General features: G+C 43.3%; 14 protein-coding genes, 1 pseudogene and 1 riboswitch. Of the genes and pseudogenes, 9 read left to right on the top strand and 6 right to left on the bottom strand.

Going from position 1 to position 21,519, the window contains the following annotated elements; all coding sequences use genetic code 11:
• Positions 1 to 29: 29 nt before the first annotated feature.
• Positions 30 to 3,914, bottom strand: coding sequence for a bifunctional 2',3'-cyclic-nucleotide 2'-phosphodiesterase/3'-nucleotidase (locus M1K46_RS02175; RefSeq protein WP_256224679.1), 3,885 nt, complete (start codon positions 3,912 to 3,914; stop codon positions 30 to 32).
• 270 nt (positions 3,915 to 4,184) lie between these two features.
• Here M1K46_RS02175 and M1K46_RS02170 point away from each other — a divergent pair, with 270 nt between their 5' ends.
• Positions 4,185 to 4,538: a YkgJ family cysteine cluster protein gene (locus M1K46_RS02170; protein WP_091002740.1), complete on the top strand. Its 354-nt coding sequence runs from the start codon at positions 4,185 to 4,187 to the stop codon at positions 4,536 to 4,538.
• A 135-nt stretch (positions 4,539 to 4,673) separates the two neighbouring features.
• Here the strand turns inward: M1K46_RS02170 and M1K46_RS02165 are convergent, their stop codons facing one another.
• Positions 4,674 to 5,639, bottom strand: coding sequence for a D-2-hydroxyacid dehydrogenase (locus M1K46_RS02165; RefSeq protein WP_256224678.1), 966 nt, complete (start codon positions 5,637 to 5,639; stop codon positions 4,674 to 4,676).
• Positions 5,640 to 5,846: 207 nt separating this feature from the next.
• Between M1K46_RS02165 and M1K46_RS02160 the strand changes: the two are divergent.
• The 3 genes and pseudogenes from M1K46_RS02160 to M1K46_RS02150 all read left to right on the top strand — a co-directional run bounded on the left by M1K46_RS02160 (position 5,847) and on the right by M1K46_RS02150 (position 9,068).
• Positions 5,847 to 6,684, top strand: a pseudogene (locus M1K46_RS02160) (quinone oxidoreductase family protein).
• A gap of 178 nt (positions 6,685 to 6,862) precedes the next feature.
• Positions 6,863 to 8,194, top strand: a complete 1,332-nt coding sequence (locus M1K46_RS02155; protein ID WP_062237646.1) for a TIGR00366 family protein — start codon at positions 6,863 to 6,865, stop codon at positions 8,192 to 8,194.
• A 73-nt stretch (positions 8,195 to 8,267) separates the two neighbouring features.
• Positions 8,268 to 9,068, top strand: a complete 801-nt coding sequence (locus M1K46_RS02150; protein WP_256224677.1) for a putative protein N(5)-glutamine methyltransferase — start codon at positions 8,268 to 8,270, stop codon at positions 9,066 to 9,068.
• 65 nt (positions 9,069 to 9,133) lie between these two features.
• Here the strand turns inward: M1K46_RS02150 and M1K46_RS02145 are convergent, their stop codons facing one another.
• On the bottom strand, positions 9,134 to 10,012 hold the full coding sequence (locus M1K46_RS02145; RefSeq protein WP_256224675.1) for a thermonuclease family protein: 879 nt from the start codon (positions 10,010 to 10,012) through the stop codon (positions 9,134 to 9,136).
• Between the two features lie 548 nt (positions 10,013 to 10,560).
• Entirely contained in the window at positions 10,561 to 11,373 is an 813-nt protein-coding gene (locus M1K46_RS02140; protein WP_256224673.1) for an alpha/beta hydrolase, read from the bottom strand.
• A gap of 142 nt (positions 11,374 to 11,515) precedes the next feature.
• Positions 11,516 to 11,623: riboswitch (SAM riboswitch) on the bottom strand.
• Between the two features lie 275 nt (positions 11,624 to 11,898).
• On the opposite strand from M1K46_RS02140, the gene M1K46_RS02135 reads away from it, so the two are divergent.
• The 5 genes from M1K46_RS02135 (at position 11,899) to M1K46_RS02115 (ending at position 18,789) form a co-directional block, all read left to right on the top strand.
• Entirely contained in the window at positions 11,899 to 12,879 is a 981-nt protein-coding gene (locus M1K46_RS02135) for a bile acid:sodium symporter family protein (RefSeq protein WP_256224672.1), read from the top strand.
• 583 nt (positions 12,880 to 13,462) lie between these two features.
• Positions 13,463 to 14,293: a GNAT family N-acetyltransferase gene (locus M1K46_RS02130; RefSeq protein WP_256224671.1), complete on the top strand. Its 831-nt coding sequence runs from the start codon at positions 13,463 to 13,465 to the stop codon at positions 14,291 to 14,293.
• Between the two features lie 278 nt (positions 14,294 to 14,571).
• Complete coding sequence (locus M1K46_RS02125; RefSeq protein WP_256224670.1) at positions 14,572 to 15,243, top strand: response regulator transcription factor; 672 nt, start codon at positions 14,572 to 14,574, stop codon at positions 15,241 to 15,243.
• The gene (locus M1K46_RS02120; protein WP_256224669.1) at positions 15,233 to 16,594 is read left to right on the top strand and encodes a sensor histidine kinase; all 1,362 of its coding nucleotides are present in this window, start codon (positions 15,233 to 15,235) and stop codon (positions 16,592 to 16,594) included. The genes M1K46_RS02125 and M1K46_RS02120 overlap by 11 nt, the downstream gene beginning before the upstream one ends.
• A gap of 182 nt (positions 16,595 to 16,776) precedes the next feature.
• A complete protein-coding gene (locus M1K46_RS02115) occupies positions 16,777 to 18,789 on the top strand; it encodes an LTA synthase family protein (RefSeq protein WP_256224668.1) in 2,013 nt (670 codons plus the stop codon).
• A gap of 93 nt (positions 18,790 to 18,882) precedes the next feature.
• Here M1K46_RS02115 and M1K46_RS02110 read toward each other — a convergent pair whose 3' ends face one another.
• A complete protein-coding gene (locus M1K46_RS02110; RefSeq protein ID WP_256224667.1) occupies positions 18,883 to 20,136 on the bottom strand; it encodes a CDP-glycerol glycerophosphotransferase family protein in 1,254 nt (417 codons plus the stop codon).
• Between the two features lie 156 nt (positions 20,137 to 20,292).
• On the bottom strand, positions 20,293 to 21,324 hold the full coding sequence (locus M1K46_RS02105) for an acyltransferase family protein (protein WP_256224666.1): 1,032 nt from the start codon (positions 21,322 to 21,324) through the stop codon (positions 20,293 to 20,295).
• Between the last annotated feature and the right edge of the window lie 195 nt (positions 21,325 to 21,519).

Here is a 21,519-nt window from a genome sequence, read left to right as displayed (position 1 = left end):
TAATGGCGGTGCCTGGCACTTATTTTTAATTATTTCTTCGCTATGTCTACGATACGGCCCTCAACTTTAGGGTCCACTGTTTTGAGTTTAGCTACATAATCTCTTAGGTTTTCCCAATCAGAGAATCCTAGGTCGGTAACTTTACCGGCTTCGTAGGCTTTTTTGAACACTTCGAAGTTGTCTCCGCCTTTTGCGGTAAAGGCATTGGTAGCCACGACATATTCTTTTGCTGGGTCAAGAGCAGTGAATTGACCTTTTGTTTCCTCAACTTCAGCAGAAACAACGCGCTGTCCAGCAGGTTTGCTGCTGTCATATTTCAGTTTCATTCCTGACATATGAAGGAATGCGCCGCTCTCTTTCGGTGATTGGTCTACGCTGTGTTCAAGCGCTTGCTTGATTTCAGCTCCAGTCAGTTTCATTGTTGCCAGTGTGTTGCCGAAAGGGAGAGTTGTAAGTACTTCTCCTAGCGTGATGTAGCCTGCGTTAATTGCTTCACGGATTCCGCCGCCATTTTGGAACGCAATCATAGTTTTATCATTTAATTGTTTCGCTTTATCAAGCATGGCATCTGTGATTAGATTGCCCAGAGCAGTTTCGTTGCTTCGTACGCTCTCTCCGCCATCAGAAGAACGAGGATTTGGAAGGGCGTTTACCGCAGTTGCTCCTGTTGACGTGTTTTTCAAATCATTAATCTTTGAAGAGTATTTCTTAAGCATTTCCGCTGCTTCAGGATCATCCTTCTGGTCAGCGAGTTTAATTAGTTTGCCTTCTTCTTTTACTACTTTTCCGTCTTGGTCAAAATCAACATCCAATGTACCAAGGTTATCGCTGTATTGGCCCGTTTGAACGATAACAGTGGAGTCTTTATCCTTGCCGTCTTCGTCTTTGGATACAACAACTGGTGCATTAAGCTGTGTATGGCTGTGTCCGCCTACGATCACGTCAATGCCATCCACTCTTTTAGCAAGCTCAAGGTCATTGTCGTACGCAGGATTGTCGTCATAGCCGATATGAGTTACTGCGATGATCTTGTCGATACCTCGGTCTTCAAATGATTGTACTGCCTTTTGTGCTTGTTCCAAGTAGTTTTGGAATTGAACTTTTTCTGGGCTTGAGATGTCTTTCGTTTCTTCAGTGGTCAGCCCGAAGATTCCAACTTCCTCACCGTTTACTTCTTTAACAATTCCCGTGTAGATGTTTCCGTTTTGCGGCGCTGCACTGATCTTTTTCGTTTGCAGGCCATTAAACAGGCTGTCCTGCGAAAAGTCTACGTTTGCGCTGACAAAAGGAAAGTTTGCTTTTTTTACAAATTCGGATAACGCTTTGTGTCCCTCCGGGCTTGCGCCTAGATCGAATTCATGGTTCCCGAATGTCATTACATCGTATTTTGCAAGGTTCATAAAATCAAGGTCTGCTTGTCCTTTGAACTCGTTAAAGTAAAGGGTACCCGAGAAAACATCGCCTGCATCGATCAATAAAGAGTTAGGCTTTGCAGCACGCACGTCTTTGATCGCCGTGATGCGTTTTGCCACGTTATCAATGTGAGCGTGTGTATCGTTCGTGTGCATGATGGACAATTTGAAGTCCTCAGGTTTTTCACCTTTTAGGTTGTACTTGTAGATGCCGAAGCCTTTATCATCTGTTTTTCCAGTGTAAGAGATCTTGCTGTCCGGAGTAAGGTACTTTGCTCCGTTTGGAGAAGAAGTAAACGTAACGTCTGCGTCTCCTTGGATCGGTGCGATTGACCAGTTGCTGTCAGCCGTAGGAGTGATCTCCTTTTTCTCTGTGATGTAATCCATCAAGATTTGACGGTTTTCTTCTGTAGAGTCAATGACATACTCCGCACCTTTAATACCAGGGAAGTTTCCGCCGCCTGATGCGCGGTAGTTGTTTGTCACAACGATGAAGTCTTGGTCCGGATCGATCGACTTGCCGTTGAATTTCAGGTTCTTGATACGGCTGAAATCCGAAATTTTCACGCCTCTTACGTCATAGCGAGCTGGTTTTGTAACATCGATTTGATACGTTACACCGTCGATCACATCGAAGTTGTAAACAGGGAAAGTATCATTAAGCAGCTTTTGCTCTCCTGCTTTGTTCGGATCGATCGTGTTGAACTTGCCTGCTGACATTTCAAGCCATTGCTTGATGTCAGACCCTTTTACTTTAATTGCTTTAATGGTGTTGTCATAAAGATACAGGTCAGCGGCGCTGCGGATCGTCAAGTCGCCTTTGTTGATCTCTGTATATTCTTCCACACCGTTTCGTCCTGCTTTAAATGGTGCACCTACAGATAGAATTGGCAGGTCTTTGTATTGCGGTTTGTTGGCTGCGATGTATTTTTCCGCATACCATTTTTGCGCGTTCGTTACGACCTGTACGGAAGGATCGTCTTTTACAAGTGCGAAGTAGCTGTAGATATCATCCGTTGTTTTACCGATTGGCGTGTTGACGTATTTGATTGTTGCGTTTACATCTTTTCTTACCGCGTCAACGATTTCCGGATCTTCGTCAGCTTTGTACCCTGTGTTTTTATTGAAAATGGCTTTTGTGGAGGATTGCGTATTGTAGATCTTCCATTTTCCTTTTACTTTTTGTAGATTAAGATCGATGATTCCAAGGTTGCTTCCGCCATAGCCGGCTTGAACAGCAGCTACACCGTTAATCGTTCCTTTTGCGTTATCCACGCCAGGAAGGACATTTCCTTGTGCGTCTTTAAAAAGCGCATCCAGCGATTTTTCATCGGCTGCAGGGAAAACTTTGTGCGTATGAGAGAACGTAATTGCATCGACTCCAGACACTTTGCTCAAGGCATAAATCGTATCTTCGCTGTTCTTGATGTCGCCATTGAAACCAGAGTGAGCCATAACAACCACAACGTCTGCACCGGCTTTTTTCATTTGCGGTACAAATTTTTGTGCAGTTTCGACGACTCCTCGGGCAGTTACTTTGCCTTCAAGGTTGTTTTTATCCCAATCCATGATCTGCGGCGCTACAAGACCAAGGTAACCGATTTTTACAGTGGCTGTTTTACCGGTTTGGTCTTTCACTTTTTTCGTAACGATTTTATATGGAGTGAATTCGTTTTTATCATTATTCGGGTTGCTGTCTTTGTCTTTTTTATAGATGTTGGCATTGATGTAAGGGAATTTCGCACCCCTGACCGCATTTTGCAGGAAATCCAAGCCGTAGTTGAACTCATGGTTTCCAAACGTAGCAATGTCATAGCCCATGAGATTCATAGCTTTATAGACTGGGTGGACTGCACCCTTTTTAAGTGGGTTGACTTTCGCTGCATACGTTCCGAGTGGAGTTCCTTGGATCAAGTCTCCATTGTCGACAAGAACGTTATTCTTTACTTCATCGCGTGCTTCCTGGACGAGAGTTGCCGTTTTGGACAGGCCGACGACGTCAGATGGAGCGGATTTGTAATAATCATAAGCTACTAGATTGGTATGGATATCTGTTGTTTCCATGATGCGAAGTGTAGTAGGTGATGTTGATACCGGTGTTGCGAGGTTCGTGCCAAACTTGCTGGTGTTGCCGTTGTAATTCTTAACGACAAATACCTGTACCCAGTAGGTTGGGTTTTTTGAATCGAAATAAGCAGAAAAATTGGAGCTTTTCTTGATGTCTGTTTCTACTGCTGCTTGTGAAACGGGTGTTTTGCCTTTCATAAGCTGAAAAACGACAGCTTCTTTACCCGGGTTCCCTTTTTTAGGGGTAACCGTTACAGAAGCTTTCGTGCCTTTTGAGAAATCCACATATGGTGCAGATATTTCAAATGGTACTTTTGGAGCAGGTTTTTTAGCAGGTTTAGAAGCGGCGAGCGTTGGACTGGCTAATTGGGATGATACAAGTCCGACTGCAAGTGATGATGCCAATAACTTCTTGAACGAGCGTGTAAACGACATAGATTCACAGCCTTTCAATTTTTTGCACTGCTAGATTAATATATCACGAAAGACCTAGAAATTTATAGATTTTTTTGAATTATTTTGAAGATAAAAGAAAGTGCGGGGAGTGGTGCCAGGCACCCCTTTTTGACATATGTCAAAACGCGGTGCCTGGCACCAAAAACACAAAAAACAAATCAAAAAAGGATTCGACAGATTTTTGTGGAAATTAATGGGCTGAAAGAAAGTTCGGCCTAACGGGGTACCTGGCTGAGGAGGAGGATGCGGATGGAGAACACGCTGCCATGCAAGGGATGCAGAGGACTATGCTGCGGACCGGTTGCCATAACAGAAGCAGAGCTCAAAAAAATAAAAAAGAAAGTGAAGACCATGCCGCGGAAACTGCGGAGCGAGCTGGAGAACCAGAAACGCTACTACGGAACGTGCATCTTTTATGATCTGGAGCAGGACAAGTGCGGCATCTATTCGGCAAGGCCAGAAGTATGCCAAAAGTTTGGCTTTCATAAAAGCCTTGTTTGCTTTAAGAAGCCGGAGCTGGCGGTAAAGGAGGATCCTTCGCTGAATAGAAGGGTGCCAGCAGGTGTGCTGTCGGTTGATTATACGTGGAAGGATTTTAAATGAAGAAAGAGATGGAGAAGATCCATCTCTTTTTTATTTATAGGGGCCTAAGTTAATGGATTCCGGCGTAGAGGGGGCAGTTACATAATTGTAAATGTGGCAAGAGGTCCTTTTGAATAGGACCTCTTTAGTGATGGATTAATAGCCTTTCTTGTAATCAACAGCGTTAATGGAAGGTGTCTTTCCGTTTACATATTCCTTTATGTTAGGAATCAAGATGTCCTCGATCACACGCTGGTCGTAATATTGTGTGGATCCGGCGGTATGGGGAGTAATGATGACATTTTCCATCTCCCAAAGCGGGCTGTTATCTCCGAGCGGTTCGGTCTCGAACACATCAAGCCCGGCTCCGGCAATTTCACCGTTCTTCAGCGCTTCAATCATCTCTTCTTCGACCACGATATCACCGCGTCCTATATTAATGAAGAAAGAAGAGTTCTTCATGAGCTGAAACTCTTTTTGGCCAAGAAGGTGATGGGTCTTTTCTGTAAGCGGGAGCGTCACTGCCACATAATCACATTCAGGCAGCAGATCATGCAACTTATCAGATGTATACATTTTATCGATATATTCTTCGGGTTTTCCGGAGTGGCGCATACCTAGAACTCTCATGCCAAACGCTTTTGCAATCTTTGCCGTTTCTTTTCCGATCGCACCTGTACCGAGGATGCCGATCGTCTTTCCGTGAATTTCAAGCTTAAGATTGGAATGATCCCATGTTTTGGACTGCTGGTTGCGGACATACGTATGAATTTTGCGGGTCAGCCCGAGCATGAGAGCGAAAATGGTCTCAGAAATCGGGAAGGCATGAACCCCGTTGGCACTGGTCAGAAGCACATTGTTGCTGGATAGCTTGTCTAATGGAAGGCTGTTTACCCCGGCACTCCACGTTTGCACCCATTTTATAGATGAATTTTCACTGTCAAGGGTGTAATCCTCCATCCCTTTTTTCCATCCGGCAATCACTTCAGCATCGGGAGCTTCCTTCTGCCATACTTCCTTATCTTTGCCGGTCACAATGGTCCATTCCGGTATCACTTCCTGCACTTTTTCAACATAAGCAGCATCAACATTTTGAGCGATCAGCAGTTTTCGAGCAGTCATCGTATCCCATCCTATCTATGTATTTTCATTTTCATTAAGTTTACCAGAAGAAGGGAGATTTTTGTGGTGCCAAGACCTGTGAGGGTCCACTTTGATGGCCTTGATGGTGCCAGGCACCGCGTTTTGACACTTGTGTAATTGTGGTGCCTGGCACCATAATAAAAGGAAAAAGGAGGGAATGGGATGAAGGGGACGATCAATGGAACGATGAAGGCAATTGCGGTGACGAAATTTGGCGGGCCAGAGAACATGGAGCACCTGGATATGGATGTGCCTTCTATCAAATCCAAACAGGTGTTAATTAAGGTGAAGGCTACTTCTGTAAACTACGCAGACATTAAAGCGAGGCATCGGAATAAGGGAAAGGGAACTCTGCCATTCATTCCGGGTTTGGAAGCGGCTGGGGTAGTCGAGCTGGTGGGTGAAGACGTACAGAGCCTTCAAGTGGGGCAGCGGGTTCTTGCCTTTCCTCATAACGGTTCCTATGCAGAATACATAGCAGCAGACGAAAACCTGACATTCGCGATACCGGACAGCATGAGCTTTGAAACAGCAGGGGCTTGCGGAATCGTTTCGTTTCTTTCATACCATTATCCAAACGGCCAAGGATGCCGGCGCTCATCATGTCATTTGTTATGAGCAGGATAATGTTGCTCAAAGGATGAATGAGCTGACTAATGGAGGGGGTACTGACATCATACTTGATTCGGTCGGCGGAGATCTGACTGCAGCGAGTTTCAGCTGTCTGGCCAAATACGGCCGCCTCGTTGTTTTCGGAAATTCCAGTGGAAGCTATGGCAATATTCCGGCGGGTGAGCTGCATTCAAGCTGCCGTTCGGTGCTCGGCTTCAGCCTTGGTACGACAAGAAAGGAGAGGCCAGATGTACTGCAAAGAATCGCTCCTAAAGTGTTTCCGTTGCTGGAGGATGGCCGAGTGGAGATCAATATTGGACAGCAGTTTTCTTTAAAAGATGCAGCCCGTGCCCACGAATGGGTGGAAAGCAGAAAAAGCACGGGAAAAGTAGTGCTGATGGTGGGAGAGTAATAAGAAGAGCAAGAATGAGGCAAAATATCATTCTTGCTTTTTCTAATATTTTTCGCCGAATAGTGATGAAATTTTACAAATAGTATAAAAGACAGACAGGATTTTTACTTCGTTAAGATGAATATTTATTCAGTGTACTTTTAAAAAAGTAAATAGATTAACAGAGAAGGAGAATAAAATGAAAGCGTTATCTAATTTCTTCACTGCCCTTGTGCAGAGATTCTTGCCTGATCCATTTGTGTTTGCATTAATCCTGACGATTATCCTCTTTTTATCCGGTGTTATTTTTACGCATCACAGCCCCATCGAAATGGTAGGTTTCTGGGGATCGGGATTCTGGAACCTCCTGGCCTTTGCGATGCAGATGGCTCTCGTCCTGGTGACGGGGCATGCCCTAGCCAGTTCACCATTGATCAAAAAATGGATGGTTAAGCTCGCCGGAATTGCTAAAACTCCAGCTCAAGGGGTCATTTTAGTTACGGTAGGTTCTGGACTTGCTTGTTTTATCAACTGGGGGTTCGGGCTGATCGTTGGTGCCCTGTTCGCAAAGGAAGTAGCCAAACGGATTCCTGGCTCGGATTACCGTTTTCTGATCGCGTGTGCGTATATCGGTTTTCTTACATGGCACGGCGGACTGTCAGGTTCTATTCCGCTCGTGGCTGCCACTCCGGGAAATCCGATGGAAAAAACGGCTGGGCTGATTCCCCTGACGGATACCATCTTCACCAGCTATAACCTGTTCATTACGGTCGCACTCCTTATTATCCTGCCTATCATGGCCAGGCTGATGATGCCTACCGGAAAAGACGTGATCGGGATCGATCCAAAGATCCTGGCGGAAGACGAAGCCTCTGCAGCGATAGCGGTCGACCCAACTGAGGTTAAACGAACGTTTGCCGTTACGATGGAAAACAGCAGATTCCTCAGCCTGGCAATTGCGGTGCTCGGCTATTCGTACATCATCTATTACATAGCCACAAACGGTTTTAAAATCGATATCAATACAGTCAATTTGCTGTTCTTTACGACGGGACTTCTGCTGCACGGAACGCCGCTGTCTTATATGAACGCTGTCTCCAATGCGGCAAAAGGAACAGCTGGCATCTTGATTCAATTCCCGTTCTATGCGGGGATTCAAGGGATGATGGAGCTGTCCGGCCTTGGCGGGATGATCACCAACGCATTTATCTCCATTTCCAACCCATCGACGTTTCCGTTCTTTGCGTTCTTGAGCTCAGGATTCGTCAACTTCTTTGTTCCGTCCGGCGGAGGACACTGGGTCGTACAGGGGCCGTTCATCATGCCTGCTGCACAGCAGCTCGGCGTAGAACCCGGCATCGCAGCGATGGCCATCGCCTACGGTGAAGCATGGATGAACATGGCCCAGCCGTTTTGGGCTTTGCCGGCTCTCGCTATTGCTGGTCTCGGCGCACGGGACATCATGGGATACTGCGTCACCACCCTGCTAGTATCGGGTGTCATCTTCGCAGTTGGTTTGTCGTTTTTTTAGAGGGGGGTGGAGTAGAGAGGGGTGCCTGGCACCTCAAAAAAAGGCACCAAAAAATTCATTCAGAGGTAAAATCATGGTGAATGTTGATATTCAACAGGATTGGAATTTTTCAACTGTTGTCACGAGGCTTAGGGCAGCAGGCTGTGTTTATGCGGAGGATGAGGCTCGTTTGCTGATGGCTGAGGCGAAAACGCCAGTGCAACTGGCTGCTATGATAGACCAGCGTGCTGCCGGTTTTTCCCTCGAACAAATCATCGGATGGGCGGAATTCTGCGGCTTCCGGATCGAGGTAGACCCGGAAGTTTTTGTTCCTCGCCGACGTACTGAGTTTCTTGTCACCCAAGCGGTAAATATCATACGGCCGGGAGACATCGCCGTTGATCTCTGCTGTGGTTCAGGTGCGGTTGGCGCCGTGCTGGCTTCAACCCAAGAAAAGATTAAGCTGTATGCTGCTGACATCGATCCGAAAGCGGTAAAGTGCGCTAGCCGTAATGTGACGGCTAGGGGTGGCCGTGTCTACGAAGGTGACCTGTACGAGCCGTTGCCCAAAATACTTCTCGGGCGCGTCAACCTCCTAGTCGCTAACGCACCTTACGTCCCCACCGATGCGATTGGGATGCTCCCTGCAGAAGCCCGCCTTCACGAGGATCGAGTGGCACTGGACGGCGGTGAGGATGGACTTGACATCCAGCGGAGGATAGCCGCTGGTGCGGCGGCCTGCCTGGCGCCGGGTGGTCATCTGCTTGTTGAGACTAGCGAACGGCAAGCACTGCAGACTCTCGAAATTTTTAATGCTAACGGATTGTTATCACGTGTAGTCAGTTCCAGTGAACTGGACGCAACCGTCGTTATTGGCACTAGAACCGCTCTCTAAAAAAACTAAAAAAAAGCCGGATCAGCACAAACTGCTGATTCGGCTTTTAATTTTATCTCCACTATCTATCGCTGAGACTTCCGATAGCCTGCTTTTTGGGCTTCAGCCTCTGAGCAGAACATGACCTCGGCTTTCGTCCGATCGTAATATTGGCCGCCAGGCATGTGATAGATTCCGGATTGGTTACCTTTGATGTTGCAGCTTCCCTTTGGTTTTTCTGGCGTTTTCACCTGATTATTTTGCTTGTTGGCTTGTGAAGTCCCTCCGGAAACTGTTCCGTTTGCTGTGCTGGTTTTTGAATTGGCATGGAATCCATCCTGTTGGGCATAGTTTTCAATCGACCAAATGCCAATACCCGCTTTTTGAGCTTTTTCTTGTGTGGCGCGGAACTGATCGACGTATTTGGTGTTAGGCGGGTACACATAAGCCACACGGGCAAGGCCTTTTTCCAGAAGCAGCTGGTTAAAGTTTTGCTTGCCGATCCATATGTATGCGAGCAGCCTGCCGTATTTATCCCGTTCGGACACATCCAGCTCGACACCGACTTTTTTGCCCGTTAACTGGGTTTTTGTAAATTTGGAGCTTTCCGGCCCGAACGGCTGAACACCGAGCCTCGGATGTTTTGTCTCGGGTGTGTCGATAAGGAGCATGCGGATTCGCTCCGTTTTTCCGTTCTTAAACTTTACATCCAGTGTATCCCCATCGACCACATACGTAACAGTAGCCGGAATGCCTTTAACGGCAGTTGTCTGATCTGTGGATGGAGTGGTTTTGACATCATTTGAAGATGAATCTTCTTGTTTTGCAGCAGGTGAATCCGTTTTTTGTCCGGAATCCGTGCTTGATTGGCCTGTGCTAGGTGCCTGTGCACACCCTGTGATGAGCAAAGCCGTTAACAGCAATACAATCAGGCTAGTCAGACTTTTTCTGCGTTTTTCTCTCAAGTTGATCTCCCCTTAATTTTTAGAACGTTCAAGTTGGTTGCCTGGTAAGGGTAATGAAGTTTACGGCGACGCGTCCATAATAAAAATACAAAAGCTATTATACTACGATATTGAATGCAGAAGGGGACAATGTGAGCAAATTTTATGCGGCTTTCTTAATTGAAAGATCAAAATAGGGGTTTTTTACGTGAGAAGAGAATGTAATATTCTCTGGTTGTTATGTAGTTTAAGAAGATTGGTGGTTGGTGTGGGCTCTTTATCATAAAAGACCAAGCCCATTTGCTGTATCTTTCAAAGTGGAAAGAGATTCTGCAGCAGCTTAAAGACCACGAAGGTGCGGATTTTTTTAAAAAAGGAAGATGAAGAAGTGAAAAAATTAGTTGCGGCAGTCATCCTGTTGTTGGGAAGTTTAGTATATGTGTTAGCGCGGCTCACACAAAAAACATTGTATCTGGACAGATTTTCGGTAAATGCGAACAACCCGGTCAGTTTTCATTGGAACACCATCGCTATCAATACAGGTGCCAGGCACCGCTTTTACACAAGTGTCAAAAGCCGGTGCCTGGCACCATCAAATTGGAATCATTTATGAGCCAATCGGAGGTTACAGTGATCAGTTCATTGAAGTGCATGATGGATGAGAAGGTATGGTTGGCGCCTTTAATAAGCTGAATCTTGCTTTTTCCACATGATCTTTTTTGTGTATTCTCAAAGAATTCCCCGCAATAATGGGCTGGAATTTCTTTGTCGTCCGTTCCGTGAACGAGCAGCACATCACCGGAAAACTGTGATAGCTGGTCTAACGGATTGGAATTCTTGAGGGACTGCAGAAATTTTGTGGTCAGGGAATAACCTAAATGATCCACGAATCCTTTAATGAATAGATGGCTATATTCTTCTTCACCCACGATATTTACGATGTCATCAAACGGCCGTCCTACCGCAGACCAGAGGATTAACTGTTTAACCCTTTCGTCACGGGCCGCAGAGTGTACAGCGACTGCTCCTCCAAGGCTATGGCCAAGCAGGGTAATCTGGTCAGAATCAACGTTAGGAAGCTCCAAGGCAAAGCTAACGGCAGCGTATGTTTGGTCGATTAGATCTTCAAAGCTGTTTTCCCCATAATTCCCCTCACTCTCCCCGCAGCCCGAATAATCAAACCGAACTACAACAAATCCGTTCGAAGAAAGCTGCTGTGCCGTTTTAACAAACAATCGGTCCACACCAATCCGGTTGCTTGTAAATCCATGGCAAATAATAACGGCAGGGGATATCTTATTTTTGCTTAGCACGGATTTCGGATAATGCACGGTTGCGGTAAGCCTTTTTCCCTTCCAGTGTATACAGTCGTGTTTTTCCATATCACCAACTCCTCATTTAACGGTTATCATTTAAAATAACTATTCATATCTATTTAGTAGGAATTGATTCGATAAAAAACCCCTTCCTATGTTTATGGAAACATAAGAAGGGGTTGAAGAGACCGAAGAATGATCAACACAATTCTTATCTTCCAAGCAAAGAAGCTTGTTGAAATTGGCACAGTGCTCAAAAAAGAGTCTGTTGCCGAGGTTTCTCAGGGTCAATTCCCTCCACCTCTCTGGATAAGAATATTTAATTTCATTTAATGTAAAATAGAATTTATAGTTTGTCAATTAAAAAATCTGTTTTGGACAGCTATCTCAAATGAGTATGCATACATCCTATGCACCTGGCGGGGAGAGGGATTCAAAAATATACAATAGCCTGCGCCTTTTTTGTAGGGTGCCAGGCACCTGAATTACACAAGTATGTAATTGCGGTGCCTGGCACCGCAAACTTAAATATTTTATAATATAAATTAATATACTATTAGAGTAATAGACTCAGACGGAAGAAGGCTAATCGTGTTAGAAAAGTTAAACCACCAGCTGGAAAGATTTATGCCATTTATTACACCCGCAAGTGTGATCCTTGGAATTTTGCTTACGAGCGAACTAAAGGGTTTGCTTTTTTTAGTTCCTTGGATTTTTGCATTCATGACGTTTTCAGGTAGTTTAGGGTCTAATTTTACCCATCTGCGAAATACACTGTCCCGGCCAGTGCCCATCCTGACAGCACTCATCATCCTGCATATCATAATGCCGATCTGGGCGTGGGGAGTCGGGCACATTGCGTTTTCCTCGGATTCTCTTACCATAACCGGACTCGTATTGGCGATGGTCATACCGTGCGGCGTGACAAGCAGCATCTGGGTATCCATCTATCGGGGGAACAGCACCCTCGCGCTTTCCATTATATTGATTGATACACTAATATCGCCGATCGTTGTTCCTTACAGCCTATCACTGTTTGTCGGAGAAACCGTCTCCATTGATGAATGGTCCATGGTGAATGACTTGTTGATTATGATCGTGATCCCATCTGTCATTGGCATGCTGCTCAATCATTGGACGAAGGGAGAAATAAAGAACACACTCGGGAAAAGAATCTCTCCAGTTTCTAAAATTTGCATGAGTGCTGTGGTCGCCATCAATGCTTCGGTTGCCACCCCGTATTTGGTTCATGTGAACGGGAAACTTTTATTGATTGGTTTGTTCGTCCTGTTGATCGCGGCCAGTGGTTACTTAATGTGCTGGCTGACCGGCATGCTTTTTGGATGGGAGAGAGAAACGGTTGTAGCTCTCGTCTTCAGTGGAGGCATGCGGAATATCAGCGCTGGATCTGTTCTTGCGTTAACGTACTTTTCGCCGGCGACAGCTGTTCCCGTCGTGGTTGGAATGCTGTTTCAGCAGATTCTTGCGTCTATATACGGCCATCTGATAGCTAAACACTACGGCAGACATGAACAACTTACTTCGGAAAATAACGAAAAAGTTCCTGTTTAATAGTTTTGGTGCCAGGCACGCTTAATTGAAAAAAAAGGAGCCCTCCATGAAGGCTCCTTTTTTCTTACTTTCCTTTTTTTACGGACAGGATGAAACGTACCAGCAATGTTTCGAGCTGCTCATCCTTTATCTTCTTTGTGTTGAAATGCTGGTGAATGCGTTTTTTTAGCACTTCACTGCTCATCACCATTCTCCTTTCCTCTTTGTTTTCCTACTTTTTTCTTTCCTTTGAAGAATATACCTGCTAGTTGTCGAAAGAAGGGGTAATATGTCTTATGCGCTATATGTAATGGGCCCGATTTTTATGATTTTATTACCATGCTTGCTTGATAATATTTCCGGATTTTAGCAGATTGAAACGTGGAATTGGCAATAAAACGAAAATTCTGTTCGTATAAAGGGGAAATTGGATCCCTTCGCTTACTCTTTGATAAAAATCATGATAAACTTGGATTATACATTAATTGTAAATGGCGAGGGGGTTGGTTTGAAACGGCACTTATAAGTAAACGTCGTGCAATCTTTCAGTTTTAAGAGATTATGCAGAGTGCAAAAATCTTAAAACAAGGGAGAATGGATCAATATGATTTATGAATTGCCTCTAAAACGATACGATAAGGTAAGAAAACTTTTTAAAGAACAAAACGATCATCCAGTCATACAAGGAGTCATTTCAGGGATAAATCGCGGAAAGATCTTTGTTGATGATGTTGAATCTCCTTCAACTGCATTAATCTGGGCGGTTAATGAAATGTTTTATTTGGGAGGAGACCATACGAACCACACATTCAACTCCTTTCTGCAGCCATTCATAATAGAAAGAATAAAACCTGAAGCCCTTGAACTCGGCGAAAATGATTTTAATCTTGAAGTATATCCTCCTCAAGGCTGGCATGAAGTAATATCCTCGCTTTTTCCTGCAGGATTAAAAATAGGTGAACGAGTGCCTTTTAAGTTTAACCGTGAACATTTTTTATCTTCAAAATTAAACAATGCTATACCTGAAGAGTACATAGTATCGAGAATTACTCAAGATTTCCTTTTGAAGGATCCACTCCAGACGATCAATAAAGAGATTAAGAAATTCTGGGTCTCGGAGGAAAGCTTTTTAGAACACGGTCTAGGCTGGTGTGCCATGCATAAAAGCAAAGTCATCGGAACGTGCATCAGTGTGTTTGCGTGTGGGGGTGACGTAGAGATTGGCATAAATGTTTATGAAACAGAACATCGAGGCAGAGGGCTTGCAACGAGAATGGCCCGTGGTTTTATCAATGACTGCTTAAAAAGTGGCAGGAAACCCCATTGGACAACAGAAACCTTTAGGCATGATTCGATTGTAATCGCAGAAAAACTTGGTTTTGAAAGACTTCCCAATTATCAAGTATACTTTCTTCCTTTTCATGAGTTTAAGTAAAGTCAGTATTTAATGCTGGCTTTTTTTATAGACAAAAGATTGAGATATAAGCTATACTCAATATAAGAACAAATGTTCGATTAACTACTCTCATTATTCCTCAGAATCTCTCCTTTGTAAAGTGTCTAAAAAAAAATTTCCATCTTCACTTCTTAAACCCATACATAAATTATTAGGAAATTGTGTGAAATCAGCAGGAATTTCAATCTTCTTTGCAGTAATTGTGCTATCATCAATTGTTGAAGTCAGTGATCAAGCTGAAGGGAGCCTGCTTTTACATGAACATTCTGGTAGCGGAAGACGATTTGCATCTTGGAAAGCTGATTGTCCATATGCTGAAAAAGAATCAACATCATGTAGAGTGGGTGTCAAATGGAGAATATGCCTATGAGACCGCGATAGCATCTGATTTTGATATTGTGATCCTGGATTGGATGATGCCGGGGCAAACGGGATTGGAAGTTTGCAGGCTATTACGGTCTGGGGGCTATTCTCAAGCTATTCTGATGCTGACAGCAAAAGATTCAGTTCAGGACAGGATCCATGGACTGGATGCAGGAGCCGATGACTACCTTGTCAAACCCTTTGAAATTGACGAGCTTCTTGCAAGGCTTCGTGCTCTGTCGCGAAGGAATTTTGCTCCTATTGTTGAAGAAAAGGTCGTTCTTTATGATATTGTGTTGAATCGTACAAGTTATATAGTAAATTCAGCTAAGCGTGAGATACAGCTGACCCCAAGGGAATTTCAGCTGTTTGACCTTCTTGTGCGGAATAAAGGCCAAGTACTTCCGAGGGAAACCATCCTTGACCGGATCTGGGGTTTCGATGCAGATGTCTCGGCAAAGACTGTGGATGCCACTGTAAAATTGCTTCGGAAAAAACTTGGAAAGCTCACAAAAAAAGAAATTATTGAAAGTGTGCGCGGGGTGGGGTATCGCCTTGAAAACTAGCCTTTTTACCCGCTGGAATCTATTGAAAAACTTGAACCTGATCAGCCGTACACAGTGGCGGCTGACGATGATTTATACAGGCATTCTGATGCTGTTCTTAATTCTTTTTATGGTCATCGTTTATTTCTTGCTATACGGAGTGATTGTCAGCAGCCAGGAGGATCAGCTGAAGAAGCTCGTGGACCAGGAAGTAAGTGTGATCAAAGAAAAAATGATAAAAGGCAAAAAACCTTCCATACAAAACTTTGTCATGCTTTCTGACGAACAGTTCTTCTATTACGTCGTCGATGCCAAAGGAAAGCTTTTAACGGGTGATGAACTTTACCATCATCTCCGTCCGAAGCTGTATAAGAAACTAGAGGGCTGGAATCCAAATCCAAAAGAGATCCGGTATGAAAACTTAAGCGTCTCTTATTTTGTTCCGTGGCAAGAGGATTTGAATAAACGAAACATCGACCTCATGATGGCTGGCCGCAAAATTTATAAAGGAAATCAATTCATTGGCATTTTATATGTTGGGAAAAGCATATCTAATAGGGTGGAGCTATTTGACTGGCTATTGAATATTTTTGCCATCATGCTTATCATCTTTTCCTTTGTTTCCTTTTTTATCAGCTATTTTATGTCGAAGCGAGCCATGTCACCTATTATCAGGTCCTATATGAAGCAGCGGGAATTTGCCGCTGATGCTTCACATGAGCTTCGAACCCCGCTGAGTGTCATATTATCTTCTATTAATGCGCTGGAGATGGAAAAACAAGTGCAGGAAGATGAATTTTCACACTCTGTTCTATCTAATATGAAATATGAAGTAAAGCGGATGATAAAGCTTGTAGGAGATTTACTCACTCTGGCCCGTTCTGATGCAGAAAACACGGAAGTAAGAAAAGAAGTGTTTGATTTTCATCAGCTTGCTCAAAAAGCGGTTCATTCTATTGAAACGATTGCGGATGAAAAACGTATAACATTAAAGCTGAATGCGCCTGCCCAGCTTTTTGTGTATGGCAACCGTGAGCGTTTGGATCAGCTTCTTTATATTCTGCTGGAGAACGCCATCAAGTATTCTCCTGAAAATGCTGAGGTTAACCTTGAACTTTCGCTGAAAAAAGAAGAAAAAATTAAATTGCTGGTTATATTGGTTGAAGATCAGGGTATAGGGATAAAGCCTGAAGAACGCGAGCGGATATTTGAGCGATTTTACCGGACGGATAAATCCCGGTCAAAACAGCTTGGTGGCCACGGTTTGGGGCTTGCGATTGCAAAATGGATTGTGGATTCCCACGGCGGCTGGATCCAGGTTGCGGGCAAGTCCGGAAAAGGAAGCGTTTTTACAATCAAAATACCGCAATAATAAACGAAAACCATGGCTAGAGCTCGTAATTTTAAGGAAAAATAAACAAAAATAAAATTAAATCTTAGCTTTTCATCATATTTTCACTTTTGCTATTTATAATAAAATAGACTAAAATTTACAGGTGCGAATAAAAGTGATTAGACAATAAAGTTATAGAGGTACTAGAAGAGGTGAAAGAATTGAAAGGTCTTTTAAAAGCTGGCCAAAATGTTGTCCAAAAGCATCTTGGTTTTTTCATTTTAGCTGTTGTTCTTTTTTGGCTAAAAACGTATACAGGCTATCTTGTTGAATTTAATCTTGGTATAGAAAATGCAATGCAGAAGTTCTTGCTGCTGATAAACCCGATCAGTTCAGCCATATTCTTTTTTGGATTGGCACTATTTGCAAAAGGTAAAAGAGCGTATATCTGGACCATTGTCCTTAACTTTTTCCTTTCCTTTGTTTTATATGCAAATATCGTGTATTACCGATTCTTTAATGATTTCATTACGATGCCGACCCTGACTCAAACGAAAAACTTTGGAGATCTTGGAGGAAGCATCTGGGAACTGCTTAAACCTTATGACCCGCTGTATTTCATTGATACCATCATTCTAACTGTTCTCGTAGCTGCAAAATTCATCAAGCCCGAGCCGGTTCGCATGGCTCGTAAGAAAGTGCAGCTTGTGCTGGTTTCAGCGATTGCCTTGCTTGTCATTAACATCGGCTTGGCGGAAACAGATCGTCCGCAGCTTTTGACGCGTACATTTGACCGCAACTACTTGGTGAAATACCTCGGCACATACAACTATGTAATATATGATGCTATTCAAAGCATGCGTATTTCCGCGCAAAAGGCATCTGCAGATTCAAGCGATATGGGTGACGTCCTTAACTATAAAGACGCTAACTATGCAAAGCCTAACCCTGCTTACTTTGGCAAGGCAAAAGGCATGAATGTGATTTACATTCATTTAGAATCTTTCCAGAACTTTATGATCAATTACAAACTGAAGGGTGAAGAAGTTACACCTTATTTAAACTCATTCACAAAAGATAAGAATACGTTATACTTTGATAACTTTTTCCACCAAACAGGACAGGGTAAAACATCCGATGCAGAATTCATGCTGGAAAATTCCATTTATGGACTTCCGCAAGGCTCAGTATTTACCACCAACGGAAATAACACATTCCAAGCCGCACCTGCTATTTTAGGACAAAAAGGTTACACTTCCGCAGTATTCCACGGAAACTACAAAACGTTCTGGAACCGGGATGAGACCTACAAATCATTTGGTTATGACAAGTTCTTTGATGCGAGCCACTACCAAATGAAGGATGAAGATGTTGTAAACTACGGACTAAAAGATAAACCATTCTTTGAAGAGTCTCTTCCAATGTTGAAAACATTGAAAGAACCTTTCTATACGAAATTTATTACATTGTCCAACCACTTCCCGTATCCGATTGATGACGCGGAAGCAAGCATCGGACCAGATGATACGGGTGACGGATCAGTTGACCGTTACTTCCAGACAGCTCGTTACCTCGATGAATCGGTTAAGAGCTTCATGGATCAATTAAAAGCTTCTGGGCTGTATGACCGTTCTGTTATCGTCATGTACGGAGACCATTATGGTATTTCCGAAAACCATAACGATGCCATGGCTAAAGTATTGAACAAAGAAGCAATCACTCCTTATGACAATGCCCAGCTGCAGCGTGTTCCTTTCATGGTTCACGTACCTGGCATGAAAGGCGGAGTGAAGCATGAGTATGGTGGACAGATTGACGTTCTGCCTACGCTTCTTCACTTGCTTGGCATTGATACAAAAGAGTATGTCCAATTTGGAACAGATTTGCTGTCCAAAGATCATCAACAGGTTGTTCCATTCCGTAACGGAAGCTTTGTCAGTCCAAAGGTTACCGCTATCAATGGAAAATACTTTGATGCCAAAACTGGGGAACCGGTTAAAAAGAATAAAGAAATTCAGAAAGAACAGGAATTTGCTGAAAATTCTCTTCAACTTTCTGACAAAGTTGTTTATGGAGATCTACTTCGCTTCTATACTCCACGTGATTTTAAACCAGTGGACCGCTCGAAGTACGATTACAATAACCGTGATGAAGATAAAAATAAAGCAAAAACTGAAGATCAGACTAAACAGGAAGAAGCACCTGCTGCTGATCAAAAACAAGAACAGAACTAAACAAGTAAAGCATTGCCTGGAAACAGGCAGTGCTTTTTTTATTAAATAAAAAAAGCACCCTTCACATAGGGTGCTTTGCTGATTTTTACATTTTTATCTGGATAGGAGGTAATCAATGACTCGGTCTGAGGAATTGCCGTCATGCATGCCGCAGAATGTTTTATAAAAATCCTTATATTCAGGAGAGTTGTCTTTTAAGACTTTAGGCAGTGTTTGCAGCAATTCTTCTTCAGTGTAGCAAATCTCTCCTGCTCGCTGCTCACTTAATTCAAAATAAGCTCCTCGTACTGAGCAGACATATTGGTCGTAATCAGGGACATAATAAATAACGGGTTTTAGGCTGCAGTACCAGTCAAACACGATCGATGAGTAATCTGTTATGAGAACATCAGCTGCGCACATAAGTTCAATGGCATCGTCCCAGCCACTGACGTCAATTACACGGCCAGCGAGACTTGTTAATTTATCATCAGAGCTGCTCATATGATGAGAGCGGATAAGCAGGATAGCGTCTTCAGGAGCATGCTCTATAAATTTAAATGGATCTAGCATTAAATTGAATTCAAACATGGAGTTCCCAAGGTGTTTACCGTCCCGCCATGTTGGCGCATAAAGGTAGATGGGAGCATTGTTATTTTGCACTCCGAGTTTTGCTCTTATTTTTTCTCTGACGTTTGAGTACCTTCTTTTGTCATAGAAAATATCATTGGAAGGATAACCGTATTCAACGATTTCTCCTTCGTATCTAAAAGCAGATTGGAATATCTCCGTAGAATAATGATTGGGAGATAATAAGGCATCCCATTTGGTTGATTTCACATAAAATTCAGGCGTCGACCGTTTTTCTAATGGACGTGATGAAATGTCCCAGTGCAGTCTTTTGAACGGTGTGCCGTGCCATGTTTGAAAGTAGAAGGTCTCAGGCCGGTGGTACCAAAGCGGAAATGTTGTGTTATTAATGATAAACCGTGATCTGGCAAGAAAGTTATAGTATTCAGCGGATGCTCTATCAACAATAATTGGATCTCCGGGAATCTTTTCGTTGCCGGCATAGCACCAGACATATGTATAATTCGGATAACGTTCGATCATGCGTTCATAAATGTACCTTGGATTCCCGGTATACTGTTTGCCTAAGTTACTTTCAAAGAAGAACATGCGCTGATCAACTTTATGGGACTCTGCGGCTTTTTTGTATTGCCAAGGTATTCCGAATCCGCGTGACTGCGCAATTAAATTAAAGACTTCCGGATATTTAGGGAATACATCCTTCTTTAAGTCATCTTGAGAAATAGTCGAAAAATAGTCCAAAACAAAGGGGTTTAAATCCAAAGAATCAGTTTTCATTTCTCCACCTCCAGTGGCATTTGAAAAACATTTTTATCCATTGTTATCTTTTACCTATTATACAGTAAGCCTAAACATCCGCCAACGAAGTGTTCGAGGGATGAATGGCCGTAAAAAAACAGATGTCTTGGAGGGGACATCTGCTTTTGGGAGAAGCTATGCTGTTTTGACCAGTTTCGGAGATATCGTTTTTATTTTACGGTTAGTATTGCCTACCACATACGATCCAAACGGCAGTAAGGATATTACTTTTATGATCGCCATTGAAATTAAAAGCGTAATAAAGAATAGCGAAAATACTTGCAGATGGGTTTGGTCGAACCATTGAGCCGTATAGGGTGCAAGATAGCGCTGAACCTGCCAGTGGATGAGATAAATGCCAAAAGAGTAATTGCTGATCAAGTTCACGATTTTAATATTTGGCAGCAATTGGCCCCAAGCCAGAACGAGGAGACTAAGCGATACGGTTAATGGAAACAGATCTAAACGCTTCGATCCGACGCTGACATAACCTGATTTGTAAAAAATCAAGACAATAGCGAGACTCAGAACTGCCCCAAAGAGCGTGTGGTATCGGTATTCTTGCAGCTTGGCAGCGATCGCTTTGTAATTTTTTCCAATCGCATAAGCAATGGTAAAATACGCAAACCACGCCGTAAACGGAATTTTTAAATACGATAAATTCTCTTTGATCCAAGGGTGCTGGCCTTCCATCAATTTAAAATGAAGGCTCATAACAAGAATGCTGATTGGGATCAGCCAGTTCATCTTGATGTTGTATTTCGTGACAAAATAATGCAGGATATAAAATTGAAAAATGATCAGAACGAAGTATCCTTCGTAATTTCCTAGTAGATTGTTTTTAATCATAACAGCGATATCGATATTCGGGTTGAGATGATAGCTGACCAGTGCATCAATCACGGCAAAGGCGAGAAACGGAGCAAGAATCCACTTCACACGCTTTTTCCAAAAGTTTTTCGGAAGCTGATCGGGATAGCGGTTTGCAAGGATGATCTCAGACAGGATGACAAACGTCGGTGTGGCATAACATAGAGCGATACGCAGCAGGCTGTAAACCCCGGACGCAGGATAACCTCCGACAGAGACAGCTGTTAGCGATGTACTGTGCAGAAATACAATGCTTAAACAGGCTAGGGTGCGTAACAGGTTCCATTCTTTAATCAAGGGTATTTTCCCCCTTTCCTGAAAAATGTGGCGTTCCTAAGCAATTCATGAACACCATAACAATGAAGAAGGAAAGAGAGCAACAGAATTCGACATTCTTAATAATTATTTATAGAAACTTTATAAAATATTTAAAAAGAAACGTACTGAAAAGACGGCAGTTCCTTGATGGTTCAGGAGATTGCCGTCTTCTTT

The sequence above is a fragment of the Fictibacillus sp. WQ 8-8 genome, assembly GCF_024494405.1.
GTDB classification, from domain to species: Bacteria; Bacillota; Bacilli; order Bacillales; family Fictibacillaceae; genus Fictibacillus_C; species Fictibacillus_C marinisediminis.
The sequence above is the reverse complement of the archived record's forward strand: the minus strand, read 5'-3'. Positions and strand labels throughout refer to the sequence as shown.

What these genes read in the sequence shown, in the direction of transcription:
- M1K46_RS02175 (WP_256224679.1), bottom strand. Translation starts at nt 3,914, where the DNA reads ATGTCGTTTACACGCTCGTTCAAGAAGTTATTGGCATCATCACTTGCA.
- M1K46_RS02170 (WP_091002740.1), top strand. Translation starts at nt 4,185, where the DNA reads ATGGAGAACACGCTGCCATGCAAGGGATGCAGAGGACTATGCTGCGGA.
- M1K46_RS02140 (WP_256224673.1), bottom strand. Translation starts at nt 11,373, where the DNA reads ATGGAAAAACACGACTGTATACACTGGAAGGGAAAAAGGCTTACCGCA.
- M1K46_RS02110 (WP_256224667.1), bottom strand. Translation starts at nt 20,136, where the DNA reads ATGAAAACTGATTCTTTGGATTTAAACCCCTTTGTTTTGGACTATTTT.
- M1K46_RS02130 (WP_256224671.1), top strand. Translation starts at nt 13,463, where the DNA reads ATGATTTATGAATTGCCTCTAAAACGATACGATAAGGTAAGAAAACTT.
- M1K46_RS02125 (WP_256224670.1), top strand. Translation starts at nt 14,572, where the DNA reads ATGAACATTCTGGTAGCGGAAGACGATTTGCATCTTGGAAAGCTGATT.
- M1K46_RS02150 (WP_256224677.1), top strand. Translation starts at nt 8,268, where the DNA reads ATGGTGAATGTTGATATTCAACAGGATTGGAATTTTTCAACTGTTGTC.
- M1K46_RS02155 (WP_062237646.1), top strand. Translation starts at nt 6,863, where the DNA reads ATGAAAGCGTTATCTAATTTCTTCACTGCCCTTGTGCAGAGATTCTTG.
- M1K46_RS02165 (WP_256224678.1), bottom strand. Translation starts at nt 5,639, where the DNA reads ATGACTGCTCGAAAACTGCTGATCGCTCAAAATGTTGATGCTGCTTAT.